We start from the raw sequence: 25,792 nt of genomic DNA on the forward strand, positions 1-25,792 counted from the left end.
TATGCCCATGATGTTCCCTGTGTCCCGGTTTTAATCAATTTAATGTTTGTTTCAAACGCCTGTTAAAATAGGCAACGACCATTGCTTTCTATAATTCTTTTATATAGTTTCGCGCTTTCTTTTGGCGTGCGTTTCTGATTTTCATAGTTGACATGCACCAGTCCGAAACGCTTCGAGAAACCATAGGCCCATTCCAGATTATCCATTAATGACCAGGCAAAATAGCCACGAATATCACAGCCTTCCTGGATCGCCTGATGTATGGCCCGCAAATGGGTCTTCAGATAACCTTGCCGCAGGGGGTCCTCAATCCGGTCATTTTCTGCGACCGGAGGGTCATAAAATGCCGACCCATTCTCTGTAATATAAACCGGAGGATTATTATAACGGTCTTTCACCCAATTCAGGACATCGGTGAAGGCCTGCGGGCAGACTTCCCAACCCGTTTCCGTATAGGTCGACTGGGGTTGGCGGACGGTTTTCGCATGTAAGGGCCACTCACCCTCGGCATGGCGGGTAACGCCGCGAGAGTAATAATTGACGCCGATAAAATCAAGAGGTTCTCTCAGGTCATTCAGTTCTTGTGGTGTGTAGGCAGGCCAGGCATCCCCGAAGATATCCTGCATTTCTGGTGGATATTTTCCCAATAGAACAGGGTCAAGATATTGTCTGTTCATATAGGCGTCGGCTCTTTGCGCGGCGGCGACGTCTTGTGGGTCTTGAGAGGCCGGATATTTCGGTTCAAGGTTCACAACCAAGCCGATTTTATTTTTCCCAACAGTTCGGTAGCGTCTGACAGCTTCTGCGCTCGCGCGCAAAAGATTATGGCTGACGATCGCCGCTTCGTGATGGCTGCGATGTCCGGGCGCATGGAGGCCGTGCATATAGCCATTATCCATCACTACCCAGGGCTCATTCAGCGTGGCCCAAAGTTTGACGCGATCATCCAACCGGTTAAAGACCAGTTCCGCATAATCCCCAAACCATTTTGCGTTGTCGGGATTTAACCAGCCGCCACGGTCCCCGAGACTTTGAGGAAGGTCCCAGTGATATAATGTCGCCATGGGGGTAATGTTGGATTCGAGTAATCTGTCGACCAGTCGATCATAATGATCCAGGCCTGGCTTGTTGACGGCGCCGAAACCCTCCGGCAATATCCGCCCCCATGCGATGCTGAAGCGATATGCCTGCATACTGAGCTGTTTCATTAGAGCGACATCTGCATCAGTGCGATTATAGTGGTCGCAGGCGATATCTCCTGTATCTCCATTGAGGATATTATTTGGGGTGTGTGAAAAACGCTGCCAAATGCTCGGGCCCGCACCGTCGGCAGAAGGGGAGCCTTCTATCTGATAGGCCGCCGTAGCAGAGCCCCACAGGAATTTCTCAGGAAATGTAAGTGGTGATGACATCAAAGGTGAACCTCTATACTATTTTTTTCTTCATTGAGCAGGGCGAGAAATTTATCCGTCGGAATGACGGCGCCGCCCAAACGATATTGGTTATTTTCCCGTTCGAACGGGACAGAAACATTATTGATGGTAATCGATTTTGGACCGCAACATTCTTCCGATACCGTGTATTTGAAGGTAATATGGCGACCTAGAAAGGTGATTGAGGCGCACATGTCGTTCAGGTCGGAAGAGATGAGGGGGTCAATTATGGTGTTGCCAAATGAATCGCGCAAGCCGAGGAAATGCGAAATAATCAAACCGATAAAGATCCCGGGGCCACTGGAATAAATTCTCCATCCGCCTTTCAGGGTAACTTTGCCGGCGATAAGGTCTTCATATTTCTCATCGGCCTCGTATCTGTTTTTAAAAGTAGCGTCAGAGCTGCTGTAATAACAGTTGGACTGCCGTATATTTCCGCAGGGCACGACATCCCGATAGGCGACGGGGTTTGCTTGGCGAAGTGCTTTCATGAAAGCCGCGGCATGGCCCGTTTTTGCAAGTGTTTCGGCATAGCGTAGATGGGCATGGGTGTACATGATGCCGATTTCACGGCCAAAGAAAGGGCTGCTTTCCGCGCGCTGGAAGAAGGTTTGAACGCCCCCATTGTAGCGAGGTGGTCGGTTCATAAGACGGGCGCCGTCAGGGCCCTTCAGGTGTGTCTCAATCAGGACCAGATGATGCTGAGCCTGCTCCGGCGTGAAGATGCCACTTATCACACCACGCATCATGGGTAATAATCGATATTGAATATTTGTTTTTGCATCATCGGGGTGGAGCAGCAATTCGATACCGCCATCATCTTGTATCAGGCCGTGCCCCGTGACGGTGCCCTCTTTCACCAGATATTTATTGAAGTCCGCTTTTATAGCAGTGCAAATATCGTACAGCCTTTCAGCGCCGTCCTTATTGCCGATATTTATATATATTTCCTGGCAGGCCATAAAGGCTTGGTAGTTGAGTTCAACCGTCCAGGATGAGATGAGGCGTTGGGCCAGATCCTGATTCACGGGTTGCATGGAATCATTCCAGTCACCACCGCCAAAGGGGACGAGCGCGGTGCCGGGGATAAAAGAAGCGGCGATCGTGTTAATGAGCCTGTCCACATGTTCACTCAGCGGTGATCTTTCGGCCACTTCGTTCCCCTCATCAGGGTAGTAAGGCATTATTTCGTCAAGGAATGCGGCATCTCCGCTTGCTTCTATATAGCTGCTTAATGCAATGAGGCACCAGTGGGGGATGTCTCCGTGAGAGGAGCCCGCGCGGTGTGTTGTATAACTGTCAAACATCCACCATTGGGGCCATCCGCCATCTGTATTTTGATTGGAAAAAAGAATGCGCAGTATTTTCTTTACGGCGTCAAATTTTCGCAGGGCCAAAAGCAATTCACAGGGGCCTTGCGATGTGTCTCGGGTTCCCCAGGCGGCCCCGTCAAACTGTTCAAGACCATGAGGCGTTAAAAGGTGAGTGAAAGCATTCGCGCCATACCAGGGGAGAATCTCACGGATGGCATTTAAATCCTGATGATTCCCTTGAAGGGATAAACCAGAACAAAGATTGTGCCAAAATTCTTGTGCTTTTTTGCAGTCTTCATCCCATTGCTTATCGGCATCCCTGATCATCACGGGGTCGGTTCTTGACAGAACTTCGCCGACAAAACTCATGCAGAATTCGGATGTCTTTTTCACGGAAATCACCATGAATGATCCACCTCTGCTTTCCTGATTCTGGTAGAGGATGCCATCGTCGCTTATGCGGCAGCTCTCCGAATTGCCATGGAGGAACATCCTAAATTGCGCATCAGGGAATTTGGTAGCGGTCAGGCTATCCGGATTGGGCGTTGCAATGATCTCTGCCTCAGTCTCGCCGGAAGAAAACTGCCAGGATATTTCTTCGTCAAAATGATTGGTAACCAAGAGGTTTACCCTGTTACCCTTCAGGACTTTGAAATCCATATTGACTTGAGGGCAGGTTTTCGAGGTCCAGGTGCGCACTTGAAAGCAATGGTCATTGCGTTTATAGATCCAGCGACAGTTGTTGAGCCCCATTTCATAAGCTGAAGGAACGCCGAGCCGGTACATCTGGCCCTCAATTTCGACGAATATGCGTTGCCCGGTCTGTGTTTCCAAATTAAACTGACTGGAATTGACCGACAGAAGGCGATTAAAGTTGGTGTTGCCCTGTGTGATATGTGAGTTGAAGACCCCATACATATATGAGGTTGTCGTCATAATATTTTCGTCGGGGACGTATCCGGCATGTGTTTGCATGATATGGGCATGTGGCCGCTCGACAATGGCTTCCTTGGCCCGCAATACCACATGGTTATTTTCTTGCGAGAAGAAGGACAAAAGTTGTTCATCTTTCTGTTCTGCATGGCGTTTCTCTTCTCCGAAAAACAGATCCAGCTCCTGGCAAGACAGATCGTCAATCCGGAAAAGGGGGGAAGTCGAAAACAGGTTGCTTTCGGAGGCACAGAGATAGTGTGAAATCGGTGTAAAATCCTCGCGGTTAAACTCACGCATGAGGGCTGGTAGACGTTTGAGATCCTCCGGTGATGTTGGGTGAGGGTGATCCGGCATATAGGTGGCCACGAACTCACTGATGTGGCTTTGGTTGGCGAGCAGGGTGAAAGGCGTTTCCTGTAGCGCCAGGATCGAGAGTTCTCCAGAATATTCCCCTGTCAGGCTGTCGGCCAGCAGTCCCTGTGGGACCTCGGTTTCTTTGAAGGTGCTGCCATAGAATTGCATGCCGTCAACACTTGCCGAGGCAGCGGACCCCTTGGCGGCGATCATGAGCCAGGGATTACCGTTTGGGCCATTAAAATTTTGTCGGCAACAAATAACAGAACCATATGTCTCGTCGTTTAGTATGCGTCGTTCAATATACTGGCTGATATAATATTCATTTGTGCGCCCGCCTATAGCCACCTCAAGGCCGACGTCCTGAAGGTAAATCATGTCTATTTCAACGGGTATTTCTGTCGTATTATGAAGCTCGACACTCCATTGCCAGCTCAGGCTTTCTTCTGAGAGCTGGAGGTGGCAAAGGTACGCAATGCCATCCCAGCTTCCGACAGCATAAAGTAAGTTGTCTCTCACATAAAAGAGGCTATTGCTTTCAGGCCCCAATAAAGGCTTATACTGAATCGGAGCGCCGCGTCTTCTAAGATAGAGGTTTGTGCCTAATTTTCCGAAAGGGTTGGCGGCTTTAAGGCTTATTCTTATTGAGTCCGCATCAATGCTCTTGACGAGACCGTTTGTCAGAATTTCTATGGTAAGTCCCTGAGAATTCAAGAGTTTCATTGTTTTTGTTTTCGGCACGTTTCAGAAATCCTGCTGTTTATATTTTTTTGTGGGGCATCGATATTCCCCGTATTTGATTGACCGAATATCACCATAGCAAGTGGGTTGGTTTTATTTTGAGTTACGGTAATAAATCTAGTCACTATGTAAGCGCTTACCATAAAATGAAAGCGCTTACAATTACCGAGTGCTTTTAATTTTTTATGATGATATAAGTTTGGGAACCGGTTTGGGGAAAAATTATGCAACAGAATGAAATTCATAATACAGCAATTATGATAATTTCATTTCCAAATTGAATGTGTAGTGTATTCTTTGATACACCATTGAGGGCGCTATATCTCATAAAGCCATCTTGACGGGGCGGGCAGGTGGTGTAAATGATGAAAAAAACAGGATTTGGCAATTTGTCGGAAGGATATCCCAAGGTGACAACAGTATATGATGTCGCAAACGCTGCAAAGGTTTCGATTGCTACTGTCTCGCGCGTATTTAATAATCGAAGCAACGTTTCCGAGGCAACAAGGCTTAGGGTGAGGCAGGCTGCTGAAGACTTGAATTATAGTCCTCATATGGGCGCGCGAAGCCTGATGAATAAACGGACGGATACGATTGGTATCGTCCTACCCGATATGCACGGGGAATTCTTTTCAGAACTAATGCGTGGGGCTGATATGGCGGCCCGTAAATTGGGGCAACATCTGTTGATCTCATGCTCTCATGATAATTCTGAGGAAATGGCGGTGGCTCTTTCTGCTATGCGGGGCAAGGTTGATGGGATCGTTGTGATGTCGCCTTTGCTGAAAGTTGACACCTTTCGAAAGTATCTTCCCAATGATTTGCCGATTGTTATTATGAATGGCAACCGCGAAATAACTGAATACCCCACGGTGACGATTGATAATTATGACGGCGCTATTCGGATGACAAGGCACTTGCTAGAAGAGGGCCATAAAAAAATTACCTTGATCAGCGGCCCGTCACATAACCTGGATGCGGAACAAAGGCGATTGGGGTATTGTGAAGCCATCACCATCAGTGGCCTTGAGGGGCAACCGGATATAATCGAAGGGGACTTTTCTGAGGAGTCCGGATATCAGGCCGGCATGGAAATTCTTTCCCGCAAGAAAAAGCCTGACGCCGTTTTTGCCTCAAATGATGCGATGGCAATAGGATGTCTTTGTGCGTTTCAGGAGCATGGTATTTTAATTCCCAATGATATTGCTCTAGCGGGGTTTGATGATATTCCTCTCGCACGATATATGAAGCCATCATTGACAACGGTCAAGGTGCCTATCGCAGAACTCGGCAGCAAGTCGATAGAGATGTTACTTGAGAAACTACATCAGAAACAGGGTGGTGATCATGGGAGAGAATTTGTTTTTCTTTCGTCACTTATTATTCGTGACTCTAGTCGACGCATAATTACAGGCTAGGTATTTTCAGATCAAATGTATGAGATTCCACCATCTGGGTCGGCGTGCCAACTCAATTATCACAGACATCATATGGGATTGATGACAACGAGCTAAAAAAGACTTGCTTATGTAAGCGCTTTCATTTACACCTATATGTAAGCGCTTACATATAGAATAATAATATAAAATCTGATGGGCGTTCGCGTTGGGAAATAGCCCTTGCCTTTATCGGCTAATATATAGTGGAGGAAAATGATGTCTTTGAGTATTGGTAGAATAATGAAAAAGCAGAATGAATATTCGCGTAAAGTGCGTGTTTTGGGTGTCGGTCTTGCCGTTGGATTGATGATGAGCACTTCAGTTTATGCACAAGTGACCACAGCAACCATTCGGGGTTCGATATCTGTTGAGGATACGGGATCAATACCAGGCGCAGAAGTGTTGGCTGTCAATACAAAGTCAGGGTTCTCTTCGCGGGGAACAGTGAATGCCAGTGGGACTTACGTTCTGACAGGTTTGGTGCCCGGAACCTATGACATCACTTTTTCACTGAATGGGGAAGTGCGGCGCACGCGGCGCATTAATGTTCAGGTGGCTCAGGAAATAGACTTGGATGTTAGTTTGATGGCATCTGATGAGCTGGAGGAAGTCGTTGTAACGGCTGATGGCATTGCGGGATCTGCCATAAAAACATCTGAGATTGGCATGAATGTCAGTCGGGAACAGATACGAAATCTACCGCAAGATAGCCGAAATTTTCTGAATTTTGCCAAAATGGCGCCGGGTGTTTCCCTGTCAAATAACCCTAGAAAACAACAATTTTCCTCTGGGGCATTGGGGGCCAGTCAAACGAACTATTATATTGATGGCGTCAATATGAAAAATAACATCAATGAAGGCGGTGGCGTCGGGCAGGATTCGAGCCGCGGCAGCCCCTTTTCTCAACTGGCGATCGAAGGTTTTCGTGTTATCACGCAAAATTTCAAAGCGGAGTATGAGCAGGCCGGCAGCGCGGTCATCACCGCGGTGACCCGTTCCGGTGGCAATGAATTTTCAGGCGAAGCGTTTGTTCTGTATCAGGACAAAAATATGGTCGAACTTGATGAATTCGCCAAAGAGCGTGAGGATGAAAAAGCCGATTATAGTCGCAAGCAGTTTGGCGCCGCACTCGGTGGCCCGATCATAAAGGACAAACTACATTTTTTCCTGGCCTATGAAGGAAATCGCCAAACACGGACATCGGAAGTTGTGTTGGGGGGAAGCGCCAATGCGGATGATATCGCGCGTTGGGGGGATAAGGCCGGTGTTTTCTCGACGCCGTTTAAGGAAGATCTCTTCTTCGGAAAGCTTGATTATCAACCGAGTTATAATCAGCGTATGGAGTTGAGTGTCAATTTAAGAAATGAAGCGGACACCGAACAAGTTGGCGGCATCAGTTCGTATGAACAAGCCCGCGATGTTGTTAATGACTCTATCGCCATTGTCTTTAAGCATACCTATGATTTCGATGATGGTTCTTACAACGAGTTCACCGCAAATTATCTCGACTCAAATTGGGCGCAACATCCGCAAAATGCGACCAATAAAGAAGTTTATGAAAATGTGATTATTCTTGGTGGCAATTCTTATGAAGAAGAGGCTAGTCAGGAATCCTTCACCGTGCGGGACAATTACACTTTCCCGGTTTTGGAATGGAAAGGGGAGCATTTGATTAAGGTTGGCGTAAAATTTGCCAACTACAAATACGTTCAAAGCAAACTTGATCGCAGGACTCCTGAGTTTATTTTCCGCAAAGATGGGTCAGGAAATTTCCGCACAAGACCGGATGAAGTCGTATTTGCGCCTTTGAAAGCACAGCTTGATTCCACGAACCAGCAAATGGCAATCTTCATACAGGACGATTGGGAAGTGAATGATAAGCTTACCATTAATCTTGGCGTGCGCTATGACTATGAAACCAATCCGGTAAACAAGGATTTCGTGACACCGGATCACCTTGCCACAACCCTGCGGGCGATTGAAGCTTTAACCCATGATCAGGCTGCCCTGGAGACATTCCTGCAGAATAAGCATGACGCGAACTCATGGATGGGTTCTCTTGGGGCAGCACTGGATAACGGAATCACAGCAAATGACCTCGCCTTCTTTGATGCGGATCGTTATATCACGGACGGTTCCCAGCGCAAAGTCTATGCCGGGGCGATACAGCCGAGAATTGGTTTTTCTTATGATGTGAACGGCGACCAGCAGACGATCCTTTTTGCCGGTGCGGGCCGCTACACGGACCGGGCTTTGTTTAATTTTACTGCCGATGAAACAATCCGCTTCTTAAATCCAAGGTATAATGTGAGATTTTCGGATGACGGCGCACCGGGAACGGTGCTGTGGGACGATAAATATAACGACCCGGCGCAATTGGCGGCTCTTGTGGACACAGGCACGGCGCGCCCGGAACTGCTTCTTATGCCAAACGACCTGAAGCCTGTCAGCAGCGATCAGTTCAGTATTGGTGTGCGTCAGAAGGTTGGCGAATTCAACACCTCTCTTACGCTCAGCTATATCAAAAGCGACAACGATGTATCCTACCACTTTATCAATATGCTGCAACACCGGCCGACATTGGATTGGTGGCAGTTCCTGCTGGAGGGCGTTGATCCGGGTTCACAGGCCGGTAATATTCTTGTCGCGGACAATGACCGTAAGTCGCGCTATATGGCGGCATTCCTGACGATTGATAAACCCTATAGCGAAGAATCTGGTTGGGGGATGTCTTTCGCCTATACCCTGAGCAAGGCGGAGAACAAAGGGCTGGAAACATTCAATATTGACTACCCTTCTGCGTCGGAAACGCCCTGGGGGATTATACCTTCAAACGCACGGCACAGGATTGTGGCGTCTGTTATTTATGGTCTCCCCTTTGATATGAAAGTCTCCGGATTCTTCAGCTACAGTTCGGGGGAAAGGTATAATGTCTTCAAAATTCATGAGCCATCCAACCCTTATGATTTCATTAGACCGGGAGAAGGAAAAAAAGACAGCTATATGCCAATTGATCTGCGGTTGACCAAGGATATCGCGCTTGGATCTCATACATTGACTCTGGTTGCGGAAGCATTCAATGTCTTTAATTCCAAGAACTACGATTCCTATAGCAATTGGGATGCGCCTTGGGTGGATAACTTCGGCGAAGCCCAAAGCATTCATGGCGGTTCCACACGCCGCATACAGGTCGGTGCGTCTTACAAGTTCTAAGGAACCCGCACCAGATATGGAAGATATTGGAAGCCCCTTCGATTATCCGAAGGGGCTTCCATCAAATAGAACGGAATTGGTCTTTCTGCCCTTCTGTTTACCGCGCAAAGTTTATCATTGAGGCATAATTTGTTAAATATATTCAATTTTCGAAATTATTTTTTGATCGTTTATATCAGCATGATCGGCGTCGCACATGCCACCGAGGCGCCTGACTTTTCCGGACAGGCCTACGATCAACATGTTGAGTTGTTTTGGGCGGAGAAAAGTGACCCTCAGGCCAGCTATGTCATTAAAGTATCGGTCAATGAAGGGGATTGGGTCACCCGGTGCCGGACAAACAAAACCGGCCTCCTGGATTTTGTCGGTGAGTTTGGCAATGACCTGAAGCTCTCTTACCGTCTTTACAGCCAAACCAAAAGCCAGGAAAATCTTCTCGGTGAAGTCTCGCTCAAAACCCGCACCTTCACGGACGATGAATTGGTGGAGATGGTGCAAAAATATACCTTCCGGTATTTCTGGCAGGGGGCGGATGAAAAATCAGGCTGGGCATTTGAGCGCCAGCCAAATACGGGGGAAGCCGTTATTACGACCGGGGGCACCGGTTTTGCTATCCTGTCAATTATTACTGCCGCAGAACGGGGATGGATCAGTCGGGAGGCGGCTGTAATGCGTTTGTTAAAAATTACAACTTCACTGAAAAGGCTGGAAACTTTTCACGGCATGTGGGCGCATTGGTACAGGGCCGGAACCGAGGAGGTCTTTCATTTCAGTAAATATGACAACGGCGGAGATATCGTCGAGTCCGCTTTTATGGCGCAAGGATTGTTGGCGGCGCGGCAGTATTTCAATCAGTCTTCAACTGATGAAACACGGTTGCGCACAGACATAACAGGTCTGTGGGAAAAGATGGACTGGCAGTGGTATACGCAGGGACAAGACATCCTCTACTGGCATTGGTCCAAGACCCATGGTTGGAAAATGAACCATAAAATAACCGGGTATAATGAAGCCTTAATCGCATATGTGCTCGCGGCCTCTTCCCCGACCCATGCGATTTCAAAGGCTGCTTACCATAAGGGCTGGGCAGGGCAAAATAATGGGTATTTTAAGAACGGAAAAACATTCTATGGCCTGAAGCTGCCCCTCGGCAATCAGCAAGAAATGGGCGGCCCATTGTTCTTCGCGCATTATTCCTTCCTGGGGCTTGATCCGCGCGGCCTCTCGGACAGATACGCGAATTATTGGACGCAAAACCAGCATCAAACGTTGATCAGTCACGCTTATTCCATGGATAATCCAAAAAACTGGAAAGGCTATGGGCCGGATTTCTGGGGGCTTACCGCAGGGGACATGGTCCCGGACGGTTACACGGCCCATGCACCGGGAGAGCGGGATTTTGGCACGATAAACCCGACCGGGGCGCTGTCATCAATGCCCTATGCGCCGACACAATCTCTGGCGCTGCTCAAAAATCTCTACTATCGGCACGGTAAAGAACTTTTTGGCCCCATGGGATTTTATGACGCCATCAATCTCAGTGTCAGCGATGATCCCCGCAAGCAGGTCAAAAAAACCTACCTAGCCATTGATCAGGGGCCGATTATTATCATGCTGGAAAACTATCGCTCCGGCTTGTTGTGGGACTCTTTTATGAAAGACCCGGATGTGCGCAAGGGTTTGGATAAACTCGGGTTCACCATCAACAATCAAAAAAATCAGTAAGAGGCGATTAAAGCGCTTCTTGTGCGTATTTATTTCCCTTTACGGGATGATTTAAGGTCGACAAATGAAAATCAAGTTTTTTGCTATTGTGTTACTGGGAGGATGTCTCCTCCTGGCGGGGGCGTTTGCAGTTTCATCAGGAATGAAAAGCTCACGTCAGGCCAAGGCGTCCTCCAACTTATGGCATGACAATAAAGCCGAAATGGAGGCCTTCATATCCGACTTAATGTCCCGCATGACGCTGGAAGAAAAGATCGGGCAGCTCAATCTTCTGTCAAGCGGCTGGGATGTGACGGGACCTCGTTTACAGGACAATTCTAAAGCCTTGATCAAAGAGGGCAAGGTTGGCGCGATCTTTAACGCCTATACGGCGGAATATACCCATGAGTTACAGAAGATGGCCGTGGAGAAAACCAGGCTGGGTATTCCGTTGCTTTTTGGGTATGACGTTATTCATGGTTTTAGAACGATATTCCCGATTTCCTTAGGTGAGGCGGCGTCCTGGGACTTGGCGGCCATCGAAAAAAGCGCCCGTATTTCAGCCATTGAAGCCACGGCCGAGGGCCTGCACTGGACCTTCGCCCCCATGGTTGATATTACCCGTGATCCGCGTTGGGGACGTATTTCTGAGGGGGCAGGGGAAGATGTCTATTTGGGCATGAAAATCGCCACCGCCCGCGTGAGGGGGTATCAGGGAAATGATCTTTCGCGCGTGGATACGATGCTGGCGACGGCGAAGCATTTCGCGGCCTATGGCCAGTCTCAGGCCGGTCGGGATTATCATTCAACAGATATGTCAGAGCGTGAGCTTTGGGGTACCTATCTTCCGCCGTTTAAGGCGGCCCTGGATGCCGGTGTCGCGAGCGTTATGACTGCCTTTAATGATCTGAATGGTATTCCCGCCACAGGAAATGCGTTGCTTTTGAATGACATATTAAAGGGCCAGTGGGATTTTCAGGGTCTTGTTGTCACGGATTATACCTCCATTAACGAGATGGTCCCTCATGGGTTTGCCCGCGACGAAAAACACGCTGGTGAGCTCGCCATTAATGCGGGCGTCGATATGGACATGCAGGGGAGTGTTTTTGTCTCGCACCTGAAAGGTCTTGTTGATGAAGGCAAGGTGTCTGTTGTGAAAATTGACCGGGCCGTCAGGCGAATCCTGGAAATGAAATACCGTTTAGGCCTTTTTGAAGACCCTTATCGCTATTCAAATGAAGCGCGACAACAGGCGGCAAAAAAGAAACCGGCGTTTTTGGAAGCTGCCCGTGACGTCGCGCGGAAATCAATGGTTCTCCTGAAAAATGAAGGACAGATTCTGCCCTTAAAGAAACAAGGCATATCTATCGCGGTGATTGGACCGCTCGGCGACAGTAAGCAGGATATGATCGGGTCCTGGTCCGCGGCCGGAGACCGCATGGATGAACCGGTAAGCTTGCTGGAAGGTATCAGAGCCAAGGTTGGAGGTGATGTTGTCGTTCATTACGCAAAGGGGGCGAGTTACGCGTTTAATGATCATGACCAATCGGGTTTTGCAGAGGCGATGGCCATCGCGGAAAAATCGGATGTGATTATTATGGCGATGGGAGAAAAATGGGATATGACCGGCGAGGCGGCCAGTCGCACGTCTCTTGATATGCCGGGTTCCCAGCAGGCCTTGATGGAAGCCCTCCATAAAATTGGAAAGCCAATGGTTCTTGTCCTGATGAATGGTCGCCCGTTGGCCCTGAATTGGGCGGATGACAATGTTAACGCCATTCTGGAAACATGGTATGCGGGCACGATGGGAGGGCATGCCATTGCGGACATTTTGTTCGGAGATTATAATCCGGCCGGAAAACTCCCCGTCACTTTCCCGCGGCATGTGGGGCAGGTGCCACTCTATTATAATATGAAAAATACCGGGCGGCCTTATGCCTCTGACGGCGCGGAGCAGAAATACCGGTCACGTTACCTCAACACATTGAATGACCCGCTTTATCCCTTTGGCTACGGGCTGAGTTATACGCAGTTCTCCTATTCGGAAGTTATATTGGATCGCCCCTCTCTTGGGCCAAAGGATGTTCTGACCGCAACCATCAATGTGGCGAACAGCGGAGGGTATGACGGCGAAGAAGTTGTTCAACTTTATATACAGGATGTGACCGGGTCGGTGACAAGGCCAGTAAAAGAATTAAAAGGGTTCCAGAAGATCCATCTTGCCGTCGGAGAACATAAGAATGTGTCGTTTAAAATAAGTGCCAAAGACCTCTCTTTTTACCGACAGGACATGTCATATGGGGTTGAGGCCGGAGATTTCAAGCTCTATATCGGCACAAACTCAATGGACGTCAAAGAGGCAAGATTTACACTGACCAATTCAGGGACATAATTGGATATGGTCTGAATTTATTTTGTATTTGAGGCGACTCAGAGCTAGCACAGTTTCTAGCACGGAAAATATTATAATTATTTTATATCGTTTATTTGCAATGGTTTAATATATATCCTATCAGGACTATAACCTGAAGGTCGTTGCATTGGCCAGTTCGGGCTTTTTGATCTTGTTGTGTTGCCAAAATAATGGGGTTACCCTGTTTGTAAGCCTCTTGATTTGTAAGGGTTTTCACGGATATTTTATTTGCTTGTAGCCTTCTATCTGGCCGGAAAATTTTAGTGTGTTCTCCTCATGTCAATGATCCTCCTTAATCAGAATAGTAGTTTGATGCACTGTTCCATTTACCGGGGTCTGTTCTCTATACAGAACGGCGACTAGGTAAAGTATTCGTCAAGGTCGGCGGCAACCTCATAACCTGGAAGGCTCTATGAAAATTAGGGTCAATCGCGATGATTGAATGGAATTATGTGACAATACTCATATGACATAACTATTGCTATTAACCCGCCAAGGGCAGAAAAACACCCTGATCAAATGCGTCCTGATAGTGAGAGTCACCAACCTGCCCACGTTATTAAGCGACATTTTCTGGCTGTGGTGAGCTAGTCTAATTTGAATGATTTAAGGAGCCAGTTCATGCATTTCGGGGGACTGGTGGATATAAAATATAATTCTTTCTTAAGGGAATATGAGCTGTGACAGAGTGATGGCTGGTTCGAAAAAATACATATTTTAGATCTTTCCGTGAAGCATTCAAGTATAGGGCACGTTGTGTGTAGATAGTTGAGTCGTCATACGACTCCATCGAGATAATTAACCATGAACTAAAAGGATTTATGGAATGGGAACGAGTTTTTCACCACTAAATAAACGGAGGGTGCTGGCACTGCTGTCGTCGTCCATGCTGATTACGGCAGGCCCCGCCAATATGGTGTCGGCCGCCGAAGATGATGGCGCTATGGTCATTGAAGAAGTTATGGTCACAGGATCTCGGATTAAACGGACGGAACAGGAGTCTACTAGTCCGGTAGTTGTGCTGTCTGGCGATGACTTCAGGGCGATCGGATCTGACAACGTCGAAGATATGCTGAACAGGTTGCCTCAAGTGACCGCAGGGTTTAACGGCACGGCCAATAACCCCGCAGATGGTACGGCTACCGTCGACCTTCGGGGTTTGGGCTCCAATAGAACGCTTGTTCTGGTCAATGGCAGACGTTATCTGCAAAGTACCCAGCAGGGAACGGTTGATCTTAATAACATTCCGGCGGCACTGATCCAAAATGTTGAGATCGTTACTGGTGGTGCTTCCGCAGTGTATGGATCTGACGCCATTTCAGGTGTTGTCAACTTTAAGATTAAAGACAATTTTGAAGGCCTGGAGTTCCGGGGAGAATATGGCCTTTCTCTATTCTAGCTTAAGTTCAAGTAATATAAACAATATTGTTCGTGATCGATAACACTGCTTTCCCATAGAAAAGGCACCATTTAAATGAATGACATGACTCCCCAAGCGGTAAATTTAGTGCCCTTTGTCAGCGTTGACCATATGATGAAAATTGTCACGGAAATAGGTGTGGAAGAAGTGCTGGCGCATCTTTGTGACTATCTGGAAGAAGATTTCAAGCGCTGGGAACTTTTTGATAAAACTCCCCGCGTGGCCTCTCATTCCGTCTCAGGGGTGATCGAATTGATGCCCACAAGTGATGGTGACGTTTATGGATTTAAATATGTCAACGGTCATCCGCAGAATACGACTGTTGGTTTGCAAACGGTTACGGCCTTCGGCATGCTTTCTGATGTGACAACAGGGTACCCTCTGATGTTATCGGAAATGACTATTTTGACGGCATTGCGCACGGCCGCCACATCTGTGTTGGCGGCAAAATATCTGGCACCAACGGGGTCCAAAACGATGGCCATGATTGGCAACGGCAGCCAGTCTGAATTTCAGGCATTGGCTTTTAAAAAAATCCTGGGTATTACGTCACTGCGCCTATATGATATTGATGATAATGCCGCCCGGAAATGTGCGGCTAATTTGGCGGGACGGGGCTTTGATATCGTTATCTGTGATTCCAAGGAGAAAGCTGTCGAGGGGGCCGAGATCATTACAACGGTGACCGCAGATAAACAGCTTGCGACGATCCTGACGGATAATATGGTCGGGGCAGGGGTGCATATCAACGCGATCGGCGGCGATTGCCCTGGCAAAACTGAATTGCATAAAGATATTCTGATGCGGTCAGATATCTTTGTCGAATATACACCGCAAACCCGTATTGAAGGTGAAATTCAACAATTGGCGCATGATCATCCGGTGGTCGAGTTGTGGCAGGTCATCAAGGGAGATATCCCTGGTCGGCGGGGTAGTCAACAGCTGACGATATTCGACAGTGTGGGTTTCGCCATCGAGGATTTCTCCGCTTTACGTTATCTCCGGGATCAGTTGGACCGCACCGGACATTTTGAGAATCTTGACATGCTGGCGGACCCGGATGATCCCCGTGACCTTTTTGGCATGGTTATGCGATCGGTTCAGACATTCGCCTAGCTGGCGTGTTACTGGATCAAAAATATCGACACAGGGGGCCGTATCGGCTTCGGTGTTTGGTCTTTTTGCTTCTTCGGTTCTACTCCGTTTCTGGCTTGCTTTTTCTCTGATTTTAGAGGGGTATTTAGAGTTTATCTCTCTCTTATTGTGTTAAAATTTACCCTCTTGCTCATAGGTTCCTTGTATTAAAAAATGGATCATCAAAAATGCTTACTAAATTATCAGGTTTATACGTCGTGCTGGCCACTCTTTTACTTAGTGCGTGCGCCGGAGAAGACAGGCAGGATGCCAATACAGCGGATCAGAGTTTACTGATCCGGAATGCCTTGCTGTTTGATGGTAAAGGGACCGCGCCTATGGCGGGTGATTTACGGGTGCAAAAGGGCGTTATCGTCGCGATCGGCGACCTGACGCTTTTGGACGGCGAAAAGGCCTGGGATGCTGAGGGGCTGGCGTTAGCTCCGGGATTTATCGACCCGCATAGTCATCATAACAGCAGTCTTGGAGAAAAACCTGCCCCTGCAAGCGTTCTGGCTCAAGGTATCACCACAATTACCTCGGGAGTGGATGGGTCAACTGATGTATCGATCCCTGAAATGTTTGCTGAATTCGAGAAAAGCCCAGCCGCGATCAATCTGGCGGCTTTTGGCCCCCATAATAATTACCGAACAGCGGTCATGGGCGACGACTTCCGGCGGACAGCCACGGCACAGGAAATCGACGCCATGACTGTTTTGTTGCAAGCTGATCTTGATGCAGGAGCTTTGGGTCTGGCCACGGGGGTCGAGTATGAACCGGCGCTTTATTCAGATACATCCGAACTGGTTGAGCTTGCCAAGGCGGCGGCAAAGGTTGGGGGACGCTATACCAGTCACATCCGCAGCGAGGACATTAATTTTTACCAGGCGCTTGATGAGTTTATCACGGTCGCGCGAGACGCAAAAATTCCCGCAAACCTTAGTCATATAAAGTTGGCCATGGCGAACTTGTGGGGCCAGTCTTCAAAAGTGGTTGCCATGTTGAATGCGGCAAGAGCAGAAGGTCTGGATATTACCGCAGACATCTATCCTTACGATGGGTGGCAATCGACCATGCAGATTTTATTGCCGGAACGGGATTTGGAAGATCGCGGGGCTTATGAATATGCTTTGGACTCCATTGCCCTGCCGTCCACGATCATTTTAACTTTGTATGAGCCAAACCCGTCATATGTGGGCAAAACATTGGCAGAAATCGCCGACATTGAGGGCGTGTCTCCGGTTGATATGTTAATGAAAATGGTTCAGGAGACGTCTTCAGGTAACCTGCGGGAGAAGATCATCGGGCGCAATATTGGTGCGGCGGATATTAATAATTTCATGCAATGGCCCTTCACCAGTATTTCTTCGGATGGCCGGACGGATGATCGTCACCCGCGAGGACAAGGTGCGTTTCCAAGAGTCTTGGCGAAATATGTCAGGGAGAAAGGTGTTCTATCCCTGCCAGAGGCCATTCGTAAAATGACGAGCCTCTCGGCTGAAAGTCTGGGATTGGCGGGCCGGGGTGTGCTTGAACCCGGCTATGCTGCGGATTTGGTGCTTTTTGATCCGGCAACTATAATGGACCATGGCACTTTTACCGATCCGGTTCAATATGCGACAGGCGTGAAAGCCGTGTGGGTGAATGGGACGCTGGTCTGGCAGGAGGGCAAGGCTACGGCCAACCGGCCGGGCAAAATCCTGCGGCGCGTCCAGAAGAATGAATCACACGACTGATACGCCAGATTCACGGCGACCTTCTGCAAAAACTGTTGCGTCATTGAGCTTTCCACCGCCGTCATCTATTGACATTGTTTCAGGGGGGAAAAGAGGCTAGGGTGATCAGAGACAAGTTAAGGGATGTATGTATGAAGTACCGTGATAGCGCGATGAAAATGGACAGGCTTGATATTAAAATTTTATCGGCCCTGTGCCAAAATGGCCGAATGACCAAATTACAGTTGTCCGATGTGGTGGGGCTTTCTGCCACGCCCTGTTGGGAACGCATAAAAAAACTGGAAAAGGCCGGTATCATCCAAGGGTATCATGCGGAACTTGATTTGCGGGAACTGGCGAATGTGTCTTATTCCCGTGTTGAAGTAACCCTTAAAAATTACTCTTTGTCTGTTTCAAGAAAGTTTGAGCAAATGATTGAGAAAATGCCCCAGGTGATTGAATGTGAGGCAGTGCTGGGGGATGTCGATTATATCCTGAAAATTTTATCGCGGGGGGTTGATGACTATCTGGCAATCATCGAAGAGTTTACGACGACAGGCCACATAGAATTCGATTATAAAACTCTGGCCGTGTCGAAAGTGATAAAATCCCCCCATCAAACAAATGTAGAAGAAATCTACAATTACTTTTGCCGCGATTAAAGCGGTCTCGATCCGCTAAGAATTAAGGCGGTTTTCCTCCTCAAAAATAGATTTATTCCACGAAGCGGCTATCATATTCAGACTTTCTCCCTGTCGTAAGTTGTTATAATCCAGTCATGAATTGATTTAACTGGAGGATTGTATGAAACAGCCATATTTACTTTTTCTGGGATCGGAAAAAGTCATCGAGAATGCCAAAACAGCTGCGGGAATTGCCTATTGGCGTCCTGAGGCGTGTAAAGGGCAATTTCGGTTGGAAGGGGGAACTATTGATCTTGGGCTACCAGATTTGGATCTTGATGAGGCGGTTGCCGCGGGAATCAAAACCCTGGTGATCGGTATCGCTCCTTTTGGTGGCAAGATCGAGGCAAGCTGGGTTTCTGTCATCCTGACTGCTCTCGAAAAGGGACTGGATGTGGCGGCGGGGCTTCATGACCGCCTACAGGACCATCCGGAGATTAGCCAGATTGCAAAGACCCATGGCCGGACGCTGTATGACATTCGTAAATCTGACAAAAAGTTCGATGTGGGAACCGGTGAAAAACGTACGGGTATGCGTCTGCTTACGGTTGGAACGGACTGCGCTGTTGGCAAGAAATATGCCTCCCTCGCTATCGAAAAAGAGATGAAATCACGGGGCGTGAACGCCGATTATCGAGCGACGGGCCAAACCGGGATTTTTATTGCCGGAACAGGGATTTCGGTTGATGCGGTGGTGGCTGATTTTATTTCCGGGGCAGCAGAAACCTTGTCACCGGCGAACGATGCGGATCATTGGGATATTATCGAGGGGCAGGGCTCGTTATATCACCCATCCTATGCTGGGGTCACGGTTGGGCTTATGCATGGCAGCCAGTCTGATAAGTTAGTTCTGTGTCATAATGCCAGTCTGACACATATGGATGGCTTGCCAAATTTTCCGATTGTGGATTTTGGGGCTTGTATGGACGGTTATCTGAGTATAGCGCGGCTGACCAACCGGAACGTTGAATTTGCAGGGTTTTGTATCAATACGTCCAAACTCTCGGAACGTGACGCGTTAGACTATATGCAAAGGGTTGAAGAGACGTTCGGCTTGCCCTGTTGTGATCCCGTCAGGACAGGTGTGGCGAAAATTGTTGATAAACTAGGATTTTAATCATGGTTTCACTGAAGATCCAAAAAGAGATTTGGCCGCTGGACGGCAGTTTTACAATTTCCCGGGTGAGTATGACCAAAAGCTATACGTTGGTTGTTGAATTGCAGGACGGAGCGCATATTGGTCGCGGTGAATGTGAGCCTCATGAATCTGACCCGTTACAGATGGAGGCGGTGGAAAAGAGCATCGAAGCTCTCCGCCCCTTAATTGAAGAAGGTCTGACGCGGGTAGAGATGAATTTATTATTTCCCGCAGGCCCTGCCCGGAACGCCCTTGATTGCGCGATGTGGGATCTTGAAGCCAAGAAAGCGGGCAAGCGCGCCTGGGATCTTGCCGGGGTGACCATGCCGCCGTCTCTGGTCACCGCCTATACTATTTGTTTGGAGACGCCAGAGGAAATGGCTGCCAAAGCCGCCAAACATCAAGACCGGGCATTATTGAAGCTCAAGTTGGGCGCGTCGGGCAGCTTGGCGCGGGTGGCGGCGGTGCGGCAGGCGGCGCCGGAGGCGCGGCTGATTGTTGATGCCAATGAGGCGTGGAGCTACGGGGAATTATGTCGCCTCGCCGATCCTCTCGCGGATTATGGTGTGGAATTGATTGAGCAACCCCTGCCCGCCGGGGCGGATCAGGCGTTGGAAAACTATCAGGGGTCTGTGCCCCTCTGTGCCGATGAATCCTGCCTTGATCGCAGTTCTTTAACTGATGTGAAGTCGCGATACGGCTTTATCAATATCAAACTCGACAAAACCGGCGGTCTGACAGAAGCCTTGCTGTTGGCCGAAGAGGCGCAAGCCCTGGGCTTACGGATTATGGTGGGGTGTATGACAGGCACATCCATCGCCATGGCCCCGGCGATGATTATTGGTGCGATGGCGGAGTTCTGCGACCTTGATGGGCCCTTGTTGTTGGCGAAAGATCGTTCGCCGGGTCTGCGGTATGAGCACAGTTCTGTTTATGCCCCCGACAGAGAGATGTGGGGCTAGGGTAAAAAATATAGCCTATCATCAGGAGTGACTTGTGGCACTGCCAATTCAGTCTCTGTATTTCGGATGTCATTGAAATATAAATATTTTTTGAGGAAGTATATGCCAGAGTCAAGCGTTGAAAATGTTCCCCTTCAAATTCCCCCAAGGTTGCCGAGTTTGTGGGACGCTCTTGTGCCATTAATTACACTGATTATACTGCTTTCCAGTTCGGTGTATTTTTACGGAGCAGATTCTTCATCCGGCGCAAACCAGATTGCGCTGTTTGTTGCCAGCGGGGTTGCGATGCTGATCGCCATGAAGAATGGCCATCGTTGGCACGCTCTTGAAGGCGCGATTGCCAACGGGGTTTCGGTGACGGTCAACGCCATCCTGATTTTGTTGATGGTTGGCGCGGTGATTGGGGCTTGGATTATTTCCGGCACTGTTCCGGCCATGATTTATTACGGCCTTAAACTCATTGACCCCAGTGCCTTTTATCTCACCACCTGCGTTGTCTGCGCTCTGGCCTCGCTCAGTATCGGCAGCAGCTGGTCGGTGATCGGGACCATCGGCCTTGGTCTTTTTGGCGTGGCGACCAGTCTGGGAATTTCACAGGAAATCACGGCGGGAGCGATTATTTCCGGGGCTTATTTCGGCGATAAAATGTCGCCTCTGTCGGACACAACCAATCTTGCCCCGGCGGTCGCGGGAACTGATATCTTTACGCACATCCGTCATATGACCTGGACGACAGTTCCTGCCATAACCATAGCTCTGGTGGTCTATGGGGTGTTGGGGCTGGGCATTGAAGGGGGCGCCCCGGCGGCAGGCGTGGATCAGAAGCTTCTTTATCTGGAACAGGTCTTTCACGTTGGCCCCCATCTGTTGGTCCCCATTTTGGTGGTGATTATTCTGGCGGCCTGTAAGTTTCCGGCTTTACCAGCGATGCTGCTTAGCGCCAGTGCCGGTATCGTTGTATCGCTGGTCTTCCAGCAGCCGTTGTTGCTTGACTTTGCGGCAAGCGATAACTTGCATGATGTGGCGGTCATGATCAAGGGCGTGTGGACGGCCTTGTTTGACGGTTATGTCGCCACGACACCGGATGCAGAGCTGAATGAGCTTTTATCCCGGGGCGGCATGTCGAGCATCCTGAATACGATTTGGCTGGTTATTGCCGCAATGATGTTTGGTTCGATTATGGAACATGCCGGATTATTACAGCGCTTGATTGCGGGCGTGATGTCACAGGTGACCTCAACCGGCAGTCTGATTGTGGCGACCGTCTGCACCTGTATCGGAGTTAATGTGATTGCGGCGGATCAATATATTTCGATCGTTCTGCCCGCCCGGATGTACCGGGTTGAGTTCAAGAAGAAAAACCTTGCCCCTCAAAACCTCTCCCGTACGCTGGAGGATGCCGGGACGGTGACATCACCTCTGGTGCCTTGGAATACCTGTGGCGCCTTTATCAGCGGCGTGTTGGGTATTTCAGCTTTCGCCTATGCCCCTTATTGTTTTTTCAACATACTGTCTCCGATTATGACTTCACTTTATGGCATTCTAAATTTTAAAGTGACGTTGCTTGATTCCGAGGTGGAGGTGGACCAGAATTTTATACCAAAAGACTCTGCCGTTGGCCAAAGTCGTGCCTCATAAATAGGGGGCTGACAGATTATGTCAAAGTAAACTTAAGTTGGGCAAAGAGGCATTTAATCACAAATTATTTATGCTGTGAGGGAGCGCCATTCAGTCATGGGTTCTGAACGAAATTTCTTAAATGTCTGTCTGTCTACTAGGTACCATCTCCAATTCGCGTAATTTGTGGGATATGAAATAGGCCTTTTTCTGACCTTTGCGGCGAGAAAAGGCCCAAATATGTTCCACCAGAGACGGACTGTTTTCTGCTCCGCGCTGCCCTTCCGGTCGGGATAAATATCAACTCCACGTTCAAACAACATATCTTCCATATGTCTTAGAGAAAGAGGAGATTTGATGTACAACAAAATTGCCAGATGAATAACCTCAGGAGAGTTCTTAAAATAACGATATTAATAGTTCATACGGCGATAGTAATTGGGTGGATGAAACGGAGTAATATTTTACTTTGACAAAGCTACTTTTACGGTTTTTCGTTATTCTTTAAAAGCTTCAAATATCAATGATGAAGGCTTCAACCCCATTTTTTGTGCAGTGAAGCGCGCTGCTTGCAACATGGCGGGGGGGGCACAAAGATAATGGATCGTATCCGCAGTTGCTGCGGCGAATATGCGGTGAAGATCCAAACGCTCATCCTCCTCACTAAAATATATATAAGCGCGATCTCTTAAAGAGGTAAAGTCACCGGTAAAGGCGGATGATTTATTTGATCGTGCCGCATAATGCAGGACATAGGCATAGCCGTTTTTTTCTGCCTCAAACACCATGGCACGAATTGGTGTAATGCCTATGCCTCCTGCGATAAAAACAGCCTTGGCCCCCTTCTTGTGCTTTTCGCTTTGTAAGGCAAAATAATTATCAGGGCGATAGCAGGCCAAGCGCATCCCAACTTGATATTCAGAATGCAAGGCCGATGATCCGCCACGACCACCCGGTTGATTTAATACGGCTATCCGGTAATGGTTTTGCTGCGCTGGGTCAGAGCAGATTGAATAAAATCGCCAAATGGCATCCCCTGAAGATGTAACAACGGGCACCTGGATATGAGCCCCTGCTTTAACAGGAGGCAAAGCAGCCCCATCTGGATGGCAAAGTTCATAGGACCGAATATTCTCAGCCTCCTGCCGGATAGCGGTAATCACAAGCGGCAAGGGGCCGGCACCAATTTCATTCGGTACTTTAGGCAGGGTTTGAGACGGTTGATCACCTCTTCTCAGCAGGTCAAATTTCTTTTGCAGAGGTGTGATGAGAGCCTCAACATCTTCCTCCGTATAACGGGGCGTGATATATTTGGGGCAATTCCAATCAAAAGCCTCGATTTTGATGAGGAACGCCCGTTCAACAGGCGCTCTGAAGTGATCATCTTCCAGTTGGGTTAATGTCTCAAGGTCATCGGATGGAACGAGGGATACCCGTCCCAGTATTTTTAACCGTCGCCTGTTCGGGTAATCCATAAAAAAGAGAGATATTCGGTCATTTTTAAGTAAGTTTCCTGTGCTGACATATTGTCTGTTGCCGGCATAGTCGGCGAAACCAATAGTGTTCGCATTTAGAACTTTCACGAAACCTGGGGGGCCCCCTCTGTGCTGGACATAAGGCCAGCCGGTTTCGCTAACCGTCGCCATGTAGAAACTATCACGAGCTGCAATAAAGTTCGATTCCACGGTGCTCATTAAATTGTTGTAATCTTCGCCCTCATCCATGTCGGCATATCCGGTCCGGCTTCCCATTTCTGTTTGGAGGATGCGAATGGTTTCGGTGAAGGCAATTTCTGCAAATTTGTGGCCCATGATTATCTCCTCGTGATCATGACATTGAATTGGGCGCTTGGAATTTTGAGGGTAAGCAAAGAACCAAGCGCCCAGTGAGCTATCCTATGCGGCCTTGTTTAAGGCTACTTTCGGAAAGTCAATCTCCACGCGGCTGGCTTTGCCCAGAATATTTGTCAGGATATTCATGCCGACATGGGTGATGATTTCCACAATATCGGCATCTGTGAAGCCTGCATTGCGGGCCTCAAGCAGTTCAGAGGTCGTCACGGCACCACTATGCTCTGCCAGTGATTTAGCAAGTTTTACGGCCACGGCTGCTTTTGCATCTTGGCTGGTCCCGGCGCGGTTTGCTTCAATTTCGGCACTGCTCAGACCTGCTTTGCGGCCGATGGCTGAATGGGCTGATACGCAATATTCACAGGCATTCTGTTCGGCCACGGCAAGGGCAATGCGCTCTTTGGTTAACGTGTCAAGTGATCCCGCACCGGCGATGGCGTGTAAACCCAGGAAGCCGCGTAGGGCAACAGGAGAGTTGGCGAATATTTTCAAGAAATTAGGCACCATACCCAGCTGGTCAGTTATTGCGTTGAAAAGTTCTTTTTGTTCTGATGTGGCGGTTTCGTTGGTTACGAGATTAATTCTACTCATTTTTCATTCCTTTCGCATATCTAATGCTGTTGCAGTCTTTAGTGAATGAAAGATAACAGTTGCATTAAAATTAAATAATATAGATAATTATTAATTAAATATTGTGATAAGTGGAATAATAAATGGATATCCTCCGGCTGATGAAAGTCTTTGTGGCGGTGGCAGATGAGCTAGGCTTTGCTGCTGCGGGGCGGCGTCTTAATATGTCACCACCAGCTGTGACACGGGCCGTGTCGCAGTTAGAGGATCATCTCGGCGTGAGGTTATTGAACCGTTCTACCCGCCATGTACGGCCAACGGACGCAGGTCTTGTTTACTGCGCAGATGCTAGGCGCATTATTGAAGATGTGGCAACGTCTGAGGCTTCGGCAGCAGGGGTCAGCACGCGCCCTACTGGACTGTTGTCTGTGACGGCGCCCGTATTGTTTGGCCAGATGTTTGTCGTGCCAACAATTACAAGGTATTTACAGACCTACCCAGATGTATCTGTGGATGCCGTTTTTTTAGACCGGGTCGTTAATTTGTTAGAAGAAGACTTGGATGTAGGGGTGCGAATTGGCGAGCTTCCAGATTCCAGTATGAGGGCAATACGTGTAGGGTCAGTTAAGGTTGTCTCATGTGCGGCACCAGCTTACTTGGCTAAGCATGGAATTCCGACCAGGTTAACGGATCTAAAAGATCATTTTTTGATTTCATCAAAAGCAATAAATACAACGTCGGAATGGCGTTTTTTTGATAACAACAAACTTCAGTCCATTAAGGTAACTCCTCGCTTAATAACGACATCCAATGCTGCTGCGATAGAGGCTGCAAGGGCCGGGTTGGGAATAACAAGGTTGATTTCATATCAAGTTGCACGCTGCATAAACGATGGCACGCTGAAAACTGTATTGGAAAATTTTGAGGCTTCAACGCTGCCCATTCATATATTGCATCGTGAAGGCCGTCTAACAACAGCAAAGGTACGTTGCTTCATTGATATGTTGGTGGATGATTTGCGTAGTGACAAAAATTTAAATTAATGCCTGTGTGCCCTCATATAAAACCGGCTAGTTTTTGTATTCTCTAAATCTGGCTTTTCAATTTCACCGTATTGAATAAAACCGAAAATTTAGAGATTCTCGAGAAAGTATAATCAC

16 protein-coding genes are annotated in these 25,792 nt (G+C 48.4%); 12 read left to right on the forward strand and 4 right to left on the reverse strand.

What is annotated here, in order from left to right:
• Nucleotides 1–62: 62 nt before the first annotated feature.
• Complete coding sequence (locus FIV45_RS02990; RefSeq protein WP_099470892.1) at nucleotides 63–1,412, reverse strand: GH1 family beta-glucosidase; 1,350 nt, start codon at nucleotides 1,410–1,412, stop codon at nucleotides 63–65.
• Nucleotides 1,412–4,756 carry a GH36-type glycosyl hydrolase domain-containing protein gene (locus FIV45_RS02995; protein ID WP_099470893.1) on the reverse strand — a complete coding sequence of 1,115 codons (3,345 nt, stop codon included), beginning with the start codon at nucleotides 4,754–4,756 and terminating at the stop codon, nucleotides 1,412–1,414. The genes FIV45_RS02990 and FIV45_RS02995 overlap by 1 nt, the downstream gene beginning before the upstream one ends.
• Nucleotides 4,757–5,136: 380 nt before the next feature.
• Here FIV45_RS02995 and FIV45_RS03000 point away from each other — a divergent pair, with 380 nt between their 5' ends.
• The 11 genes from FIV45_RS03000 (at nucleotide 5,137) to nhaC (ending at nucleotide 22,233) form a co-directional block, all read left to right on the forward strand.
• Nucleotides 5,137–6,192, forward strand: coding sequence for a LacI family DNA-binding transcriptional regulator (locus tag FIV45_RS03000; protein WP_099470894.1), 1,056 nt, complete (start codon nucleotides 5,137–5,139; stop codon nucleotides 6,190–6,192).
• Between the two features lie 261 nt (nucleotides 6,193–6,453).
• A complete protein-coding gene (locus tag FIV45_RS03005) occupies nucleotides 6,454–9,426 on the forward strand; it encodes a TonB-dependent receptor (protein WP_165776858.1) in 2,973 nt (990 codons plus the stop codon).
• A 162-nt stretch (nucleotides 9,427–9,588) separates the two neighbouring features.
• Entirely contained in the window at nucleotides 9,589–11,151 is a 1,563-nt protein-coding gene (locus tag FIV45_RS03010) for a glucoamylase family protein (RefSeq protein ID WP_204601956.1), read from the forward strand.
• Nucleotides 11,152–11,293: 142 nt separating this feature from the next.
• Nucleotides 11,294–13,522 (forward strand): beta-glucosidase BglX, encoded by a 2,229-nt coding sequence (gene bglX, locus FIV45_RS03015; RefSeq protein WP_204601957.1) that lies wholly within the window; start codon nucleotides 11,294–11,296, stop codon nucleotides 13,520–13,522.
• 883 nt (nucleotides 13,523–14,405) lie between these two features.
• Entirely contained in the window at nucleotides 14,406–14,942 is a 537-nt protein-coding gene (locus FIV45_RS03020) for a TonB-dependent receptor plug domain-containing protein (RefSeq protein WP_165776859.1), read from the forward strand.
• 84 nt (nucleotides 14,943–15,026) lie between these two features.
• Nucleotides 15,027–16,079 (forward strand): ornithine cyclodeaminase, encoded by a 1,053-nt coding sequence (locus FIV45_RS03025; RefSeq protein ID WP_099471061.1) that lies wholly within the window; start codon nucleotides 15,027–15,029, stop codon nucleotides 16,077–16,079.
• Nucleotides 16,080–16,285: 206 nt separating this feature from the next.
• Entirely contained in the window at nucleotides 16,286–17,833 is a 1,548-nt protein-coding gene (locus tag FIV45_RS03030) for an N-acyl-D-amino-acid deacylase family protein (RefSeq protein ID WP_099470898.1), read from the forward strand.
• A 131-nt stretch (nucleotides 17,834–17,964) separates the two neighbouring features.
• Nucleotides 17,965–18,474, forward strand: a complete 510-nt coding sequence (locus FIV45_RS03035; protein WP_099470899.1) for an Lrp/AsnC family transcriptional regulator — start codon at nucleotides 17,965–17,967, stop codon at nucleotides 18,472–18,474.
• 142 nt (nucleotides 18,475–18,616) lie between these two features.
• Entirely contained in the window at nucleotides 18,617–19,612 is a 996-nt protein-coding gene (gene dgcN, locus FIV45_RS03040) for an N-acetyltransferase DgcN (protein ID WP_099470900.1), read from the forward strand.
• Between the two features lie 2 nt (nucleotides 19,613–19,614).
• Nucleotides 19,615–20,595 (forward strand): N-acetyl-D-Glu racemase DgcA, encoded by a 981-nt coding sequence (dgcA, locus tag FIV45_RS03045; protein WP_099470901.1) that lies wholly within the window; start codon nucleotides 19,615–19,617, stop codon nucleotides 20,593–20,595.
• Nucleotides 20,596–20,697: 102 nt separating this feature from the next.
• The gene (gene nhaC / locus FIV45_RS03050; RefSeq protein ID WP_099470902.1) at nucleotides 20,698–22,233 is read left to right on the forward strand and encodes a Na+/H+ antiporter NhaC; all 1,536 of its coding nucleotides are present in this window, start codon (nucleotides 20,698–20,700) and stop codon (nucleotides 22,231–22,233) included.
• 476 nt (nucleotides 22,234–22,709) lie between these two features.
• Here the strand turns inward: nhaC and FIV45_RS03055 are convergent, their stop codons facing one another.
• Complete coding sequence (locus FIV45_RS03055; protein WP_099470903.1) at nucleotides 22,710–24,023, reverse strand: pyridoxamine 5'-phosphate oxidase family protein; 1,314 nt, start codon at nucleotides 24,021–24,023, stop codon at nucleotides 22,710–22,712.
• Between the two features lie 84 nt (nucleotides 24,024–24,107).
• The gene (locus FIV45_RS03060) at nucleotides 24,108–24,653 is read right to left on the reverse strand and encodes a carboxymuconolactone decarboxylase family protein (protein WP_099470904.1); all 546 of its coding nucleotides are present in this window, start codon (nucleotides 24,651–24,653) and stop codon (nucleotides 24,108–24,110) included.
• A 122-nt stretch (nucleotides 24,654–24,775) separates the two neighbouring features.
• On the opposite strand from FIV45_RS03060, the gene FIV45_RS03065 reads away from it, so the two are divergent.
• Nucleotides 24,776–25,675: a LysR family transcriptional regulator gene (locus FIV45_RS03065; protein WP_204601961.1), complete on the forward strand. Its 900-nt coding sequence runs from the start codon at nucleotides 24,776–24,778 to the stop codon at nucleotides 25,673–25,675.
• The last annotated feature ends 117 nt before the right edge of the window (nucleotides 25,676–25,792 follow it).

This window comes from Paremcibacter congregatus (assembly GCF_006385135.1).
GTDB lineage: Bacteria > Pseudomonadota > Alphaproteobacteria > Sphingomonadales > Emcibacteraceae > Paremcibacter > Paremcibacter congregatus.